This window comes from Streptococcus sp. CL8.13, from assembly GCF_049737895.1.
This window is the reverse complement of sequence record NZ_JBKOTT010000051.1, coordinates 1-6,196: the sequence shown is the minus strand read 5'-3', so window position 1 is coordinate 6,196 and position 6,196 is coordinate 1. Positions and strand designations below refer to the sequence as shown.

6 protein-coding genes, 2 tRNA genes and 2 pseudogenes are annotated in these 6,196 nt (G+C 39.3%); all 10 read right to left on the bottom strand.

What is annotated here, in order from left to right; genetic code table 11:
- Window positions 1-395, bottom strand: a pseudogene (locus ACLNCN_RS02770) (Fe-S cluster assembly protein SufD); the annotation flags it as partial.
- A 27-nt stretch (window positions 396-422) separates the two neighbouring features.
- Window positions 423-1,193: a Fe-S cluster assembly ATPase SufC gene (gene sufC, locus ACLNCN_RS02765; RefSeq protein WP_424844564.1), complete on the bottom strand. Its 771-nt coding sequence runs from the start codon at window positions 1,191-1,193 to the stop codon at window positions 423-425.
- 150 nt (window positions 1,194-1,343) lie between these two features.
- A complete protein-coding gene (locus ACLNCN_RS02760; protein WP_001081602.1) occupies window positions 1,344-1,538 on the bottom strand; it encodes a DUF3272 domain-containing protein in 195 nt (64 codons plus the stop codon).
- A 27-nt stretch (window positions 1,539-1,565) separates the two neighbouring features.
- Window positions 1,566-3,221, bottom strand: a complete 1,656-nt coding sequence (dnaX, locus tag ACLNCN_RS02755) for a DNA polymerase III subunit gamma/tau (protein ID WP_261105914.1) — start codon at window positions 3,219-3,221, stop codon at window positions 1,566-1,568.
- A complete protein-coding gene (locus ACLNCN_RS02750; RefSeq protein ID WP_153198811.1) occupies window positions 3,221-3,718 on the bottom strand; it encodes a GAF domain-containing protein in 498 nt (165 codons plus the stop codon). The genes dnaX and ACLNCN_RS02750 overlap by 1 nt, the downstream gene beginning before the upstream one ends.
- An 85-nt stretch (window positions 3,719-3,803) precedes the next feature.
- Window positions 3,804-5,006, bottom strand: a complete 1,203-nt coding sequence (gene rpsA / locus ACLNCN_RS02745; protein ID WP_001001631.1) for a 30S ribosomal protein S1 — start codon at window positions 5,004-5,006, stop codon at window positions 3,804-3,806.
- A gap of 161 nt (window positions 5,007-5,167) precedes the next feature.
- Window positions 5,168-5,239: transfer RNA gene (locus tag ACLNCN_RS02740), tRNA-Gln, on the bottom strand.
- Window positions 5,240-5,248: 9 nt separating this feature from the next.
- A tRNA-Tyr gene (locus ACLNCN_RS02735) sits at window positions 5,249-5,329 on the bottom strand.
- A gap of 49 nt (window positions 5,330-5,378) precedes the next feature.
- Window positions 5,379-5,609, bottom strand: coding sequence for a DUF2969 domain-containing protein (locus ACLNCN_RS02730; RefSeq protein WP_000037113.1), 231 nt, complete (start codon window positions 5,607-5,609; stop codon window positions 5,379-5,381).
- Window positions 5,610-5,706: 97 nt separating this feature from the next.
- A pseudogene (locus tag ACLNCN_RS02725) lies at window positions 5,707-6,196 on the bottom strand (peptide ABC transporter ATP-binding protein); the annotation flags it as partial.

Genomic DNA, 6,196 nt, shown 5'->3' with positions numbered 1-6,196 from the left:
GCTGTATGGTAGGCTGCCAACTTGTCATCGTCATACTTAACAGATGACATGAAGAATTCTTCGATCAGCTCTGGAATTTCTTCTAAAGCTGAATGGAAATCTGTGAAGACAACACCCTGTTCAGCTAATTCAACTGGAGTTTGCTCAAAAATAGTTTGAGTTCCTACTTGCACCAACTTCAAGTGGTTATCTAGTGCAGTGAAATCTGGAACATTTGCTGATGGCTCACTTTCTGTAATCGTTCCATCACCCAGATTCCAACGGTGGAATTTGACACGCTCAATAACTGGTAACTCTAAACTCTCAATCTTATCAAAAGCTTTTTGACGGAGATCAGCCAACCAGCTTGGTTCAGCGTGCATTTCTGAAAAAAGTTTAATATTTTCTTTAGTCATTTACTTCTCCTAAAAGACACGAGGGAATTACAATTCTTCCTTGTAGTCGTAGCCAAGTTCTTCAGCTAGTTTTGCGTATCCTTCACGTTCCAAACGCGCAGCCAATTCTGGACCACCTGAAAGGACAACACGACCTTCCATCATGACATGTACCACATCAGGTGTGATGTAGTTCAAAAGACGTTGGTAGTGAGTGATAATCATAGCACCAAAACCTTCACCACGCATGGCATTAACACCTTTCGAAACAACTTTAAGAGCGTCAATATCAAGACCAGAGTCAATCTCATCCAAAAGGGTAAAAGTTGGTTCCAACATCAAGAGTTGAAGAATTTCATTACGTTTTTTCTCACCACCAGAGAAACCTTCATTGAGGTAACGTTCAGCCATTTCTTCTTTCATGTTGAGCAATTCCATCTTCTCGTCAAGTTTAGTGATAAACTCACGAACTGAAATTTTTTCATCATCTTCTTTACCAGCATTCATGGCTGCACGAAGAAACTCAGCGTTAGTAATACCAGGAATTTCTGATGGGTATTGCATAGCAAGGAAAAGTCCCATACGCGCACGCTCGTCAACTTCCAACTCAAGGATGTTAACGCCATCAAACAAGACTTCACCTTTGGTAACTTCATAGTTTGGATTTCCCATGATAGCGGCAGAAAGTGTCGATTTACCAGTACCATTTGGTCCCATGATAGCGGCGATTTCTCCTGTTTTCAGGGTCAGGTTAACCCCTTTTAAAATTTCTTTTCCTTCAATCTCAACGTGAAGATCTTTGATCTCTAATACTGACATGATAGTTCCTTTCTTTTTCAAGGCCTTTACAGTTCTTACTGGAAACATACTTGATTTCCCTAGAAAACACGGTAAAAGGTCAATAAATATACTTTTATAGTATAACAAAAAAAAGCCTAAAAGGCTTTGATTTTGTCTAGAAGCTGAGGACTAGTCTTTTCCTTTTAAATGCTGGTCAATGACATCTACAATCTTGCCCATCAAGTAACTAACTCGGAAATTTCTAAAGAGCAAAATGGCCCAAAAGGCTGCCATAATATAACGACCAGTCATCCAAGCTTCATTGAAAAAATAGGTCTCAGCAGCTGTAAACAGCGCGATGATGATAAATTGTTGTCTATTCATAAACTTATTGTATCATGAAATCTTTCTTTAGTCTTCCTCTACCTTCATTTTATCAGCCAAAAATTCAAATCCTTCTGGAATCAGGCTTTCTTCCGCTTCTTTTTCAGTTTGAGAAGATTTGGTTTTGGCTGAAAAGGCTGCGCGAACTTCTTTCCATTCCTCCATGGAAATGGCTAAGATTTCAGGCGAAAAACCTGCTGCCTGACTAAGGATATTGCCAAACATGGTGTTAAGATTGTCCCGTTTCATGGTTTGACCAGCATTGAAGTTAGACTCAAAAGCAAGAATAGCATGGTGTTCATTGGCCGCAACCGGTTGAGAACCAACCAACAAAGCCTTGTCCGGCCCACCTAGACTTTCAATTACTTCTCTCCAGGCATTCTGCAAACGAATCAGATTTTGACGTGCTAAATCAGGATTTTCGACGGCCTCTTGTAGGATAGATTGAACTTTATTACGATCCACACGATAGACTGTCTTGCCTACTACTGGGCGACTTGGAGCTGGACTGGTTGGCTTAGATACAGTTCCCACATTTGCGAGTTCTTGTTTGAGACGGGCGACTTCCTGTCTCAGTGCAGAAATTTCACTTTCAACAGCTCCTGAAAGAGCTGGTTCAGGCTTAACCTCCGCCAACCGAATAGTCATCATCTCAGCATAAATCTTAGGTTGCAAACTAGACTTAATATCTGCTAAACTAACTGTCGCCAAACGAATCATTTCAAACAAATTTTCTTGATGAATTGCCAAATTCTTAACAAAGACTGGACTATGATGAGTGTTTTCTCCACCTGTTTGAACAATTAACAAATCTCTTAAATAGTGCAAAAGGTCGGTCACAAAACGAGTCATGCTCTTACCATTCTCAAAGAGAAGATTTAAGCATGCTAGGGCCTTGGGAACATCCTGCTGAGATAAGGCAGCCACATAATCATCCAAGGCTGACAGACTAATAGTTCCTGTAATTTCTTCAGAGATGGCAGTCGTCAACTCGTTTCCCTGTGTCAAACTCAGGGCTTGATCCAAAATAGACAAGGCGTCTCGCATCCCACCTTCAGCGCGTCTGGCAATGATTTCCACAGCCTCTGGTTCAGAACTGATATTTTCTTTTTCTAAGATATAGTGGATATGTTCCTTAATATCCTGTGTTTTAATCGATTTAAATTCAAAACGTTGCACACGGGATAGAATAGTGGCAGGAATCTTGTGCAATTCAGTAGTGGCCAAAATAAAGACCACATTCTGTGTTGGCTCTTCCAGCGTCTTTAGGAGGGCATTAAAAGCCCCTGTAGACAGCATGTGAACCTCATCTATGATATAAACCTTATAACGAGCAAGGCTAGGCGCATAGGTAGATTTATCACGAATTTCACGGATTTCATCCACCCCGTTATTAGAGGCAGCATCCATTTCAATGACATCTTCTAAACTACCGTCCGTCACTGCTTGACAAATATAGCAGTTATTACAAGGTTCCCCACCCACTTGATTTGGACAGTTCATAGCTTTGGCAAAAATCTTGGCTACACTGGTTTTTCCCGTTCCCCGTGGACCAGAAAAAAGATAAGCATGACTTATTTTCTCTTGCTCCACTGCTTGTTTAAGAGTCTTAGCCACAACTTCCTGTCCAACCAACTGGGAGAAGTTTTGACTTCTATATTTTCGATAAAGTGCTTGATACATTAGGCTTTCTCCTCAAACATTGTAAAGTCCCATTCTGTCATTTCAAGCAAAATAGCGACAAATTGTTCCAAATAATCTCGGTCCATAGCATCATAATCATCAATCTCTGAAGAATCAAGATCTAGAACTCCAAGTAATTGACCATTCTTAACCATCGGAACAACAATTTCACTTTTAGCTCGACTATCACAAGAAATATAGTTGGGATAAGTTATTACATCACCAACCAGAACAGTTTCCTGAAAGTGGGCTGCCTCCCCACAAACACCTTTTCCAAGCGCAATACGGATGCAGGAAACACCACCTTGGAAGGGACCTAAAACCAATTCCTTTCCATCGAATAAATAAAAGCCTGCAAATACAGTATTAGGAAAGTGCGATTTTAAAAGAGCACTGGCGTTGGAAAGATTAGCCAAAACATTGTTTTCGCCTTCCAATAAAAAAGAGAGCTCCTCATTTAACATTTGATAACGTGATTTTTTTTCTGATTCTAACATAGGACTATTATATCAAAAAAGGCTTACAGACAAAAGAAAAATCCCTTGTTTAGTAAACAAAGGATTTTGTGAATTTTCAATTTGATTAAAGTTCGATATCACCGAACAAGTCAGCCATTGAGAATCCTGTTTGTGTTTCTGGAAGTTCGAAATCACGTTTTTCTTGACGTTTTGGACGACGTGGACGAGCAGCACGTTTTTCTTCTTTTTGTCCTTCTTCTTGAGCTGGACGCTCTTCAAGAGCTTTGATAGAAAGTGATACGCGCTCTGCATCTGCGTTAACTTCAAGAACTTTAACTTGAACTTCTTGACCAACTTTAAGAGCTTCTTTTGGATTTTCAATACGTTTGTGTGAAATTTGTGATACGTGAACAAGTCCATCGATACCTGGCAACACTTCAACAAATGCACCGAAGTCAGTCAAACGTTTAACTGTTCCTTCTACTACATCACCTTTAGCCAATTTTTGCTCAACGCCATCCCATGGTCCAGGTGTTGTTGCTTTAAGTGAAAGTGATACGCGTCCTTCTTCTTCGTTAAGATCAAGGATTTTCACTTCAATTTCTTCACCAACAGTTACAACTGATTTTGGTGATACGTTACGTTCATGTGACAATTCAGTCAAGTGAACCAATCCGTCAACACCACCAAGGTCGATGAAAGCACCGAAACTTGTGATACGTGCAACTTTACCAGTTACTACATCACCAACAGCCAATTTACCGAATACTTCAGCGCGAGCTGCTGCTGTAGCTGCTTCAACAACTTCACGACGTGAAAGGATGAAGCGGTTTTCTTTAGCGTCAACTTCTTTGATTTTAGCATCAAATTCTTGACCTACAAAACGCTCAGTGTTACGTACAAAACGAGTATCCAACATTGAAGCTGGGATAAATCCACGAACACCTTCAAATTCTACTGAAAGTCCACCTTTAACGGCACGAGTTCCTTTAACAGTAACAACTTCTTCTTCGCGACCAACAAGTTTGTCCCATGCTTTGCGAGCTTCAAGGCGTTTTTTAGATACAAGGTATGTAACTGTATCAGTATCTTTACCAACTACTTGACGAAGTACAAGAACATCCAATACTTCTCCTACTTTCACAAAGTCATTGATATCTGCATCGCGATCGTTTGTCAATTCGCGAAGAGTCAAGACACCTTCAACACCAGTTCCAGAGATTGCAACGTTAGCTTGAGTCGCATCAACTGTCAATACTTCAGCACTAACAACATCACCAGTCTCAACTTGGCTAACGCTATTTAGCAAATCTTCAAATTCGTTCATCTAAAAAATCCTCCAACAATCAAGTTCTTCTTAAACTTGACATACTTATAATTTTTTTCCTAAGCACCCGCAAGGACATGTTCATATCGTTCACGTCTTTCAATTATAAAAATAAAATACCCTAAGATATTTTGATTTTTATCTTGATTATTACCTAAGAACTGGGGTAGCTGGATTCGAACCAACGCATGAGGGAGTCAAAGTCCCTTGCCTTACCGCTTGGCTATACCCCATTGATGAAATGGAGAGAGAGGGATTCGAACCCCCGAACCCGAAGGAGCGGATTTACAGTCCGCCGCGTTTAGCCTCTTCGCTATCTCTCCTACAATCAACATGAACCATTATATCATGAAAATTTCAAAAAAACAAGACTTATTTTGCTAAATTATAATTTTCAATCAAAATTTCCACAGCTTTTTCCAATTTTTTATAAAAACTATCGACATTCCCATTCTTTATAATGGCAAATTGTCCATCTAATTCGGCAATTTCTCCGATAACTTTTTTACCAATGGTCAAGGTATAGCCTTCAAAACTGTCTTTTCCTACATTAACCTTGGCATCTGCTACTTGAATTTCGATTTTTTTATCTTTCTTACTCATTTCATACCTCTCTTCACTTTTTCTATTTTACAAGAAAATCCTAAAACTAGCAAGAAAAAACTCTACATCAGGCTTGTCTGATATAGAGTTTTCTGCTTTATTTAATGTGTTTTTCTAGTTCTTTTTGGTACTTACCGTTTGATTCCAATTTTTCTTTTTGCCATTTTTTCAGTGCTTCTTCATATTCTTTTGTTGTAACGATATCTTTTTGCAATTTCATTCCTTTAAAGATATATGGGTCACCCTTAATACCAACTTGTGAGTACGGTTTTGAGAATGGCACGACATTACTTACAACTGGAGAACCACCAGATGAGGCTGTTGGCATCAATAATGAACTATCTGTCAACCAAGCTTGAGCCTTGGCATATTTTTCATAGCGTTCTTCAAGATTTGTAGTTTCTGAATCTGCATCATCCAATAATTTCTTATATTGGTCCAAACCAAGTTTAGCTACAACATCCTTATCTTTCCCTTTAGTAATACCAAGGTGTTTCATAGCAGAACCTGATTTAGGATCCATGATATTCAAGTAAGATGCTGGGTCTTGATAGCTTGGAGCCCATCCTGTACTGTTCAAATCATAA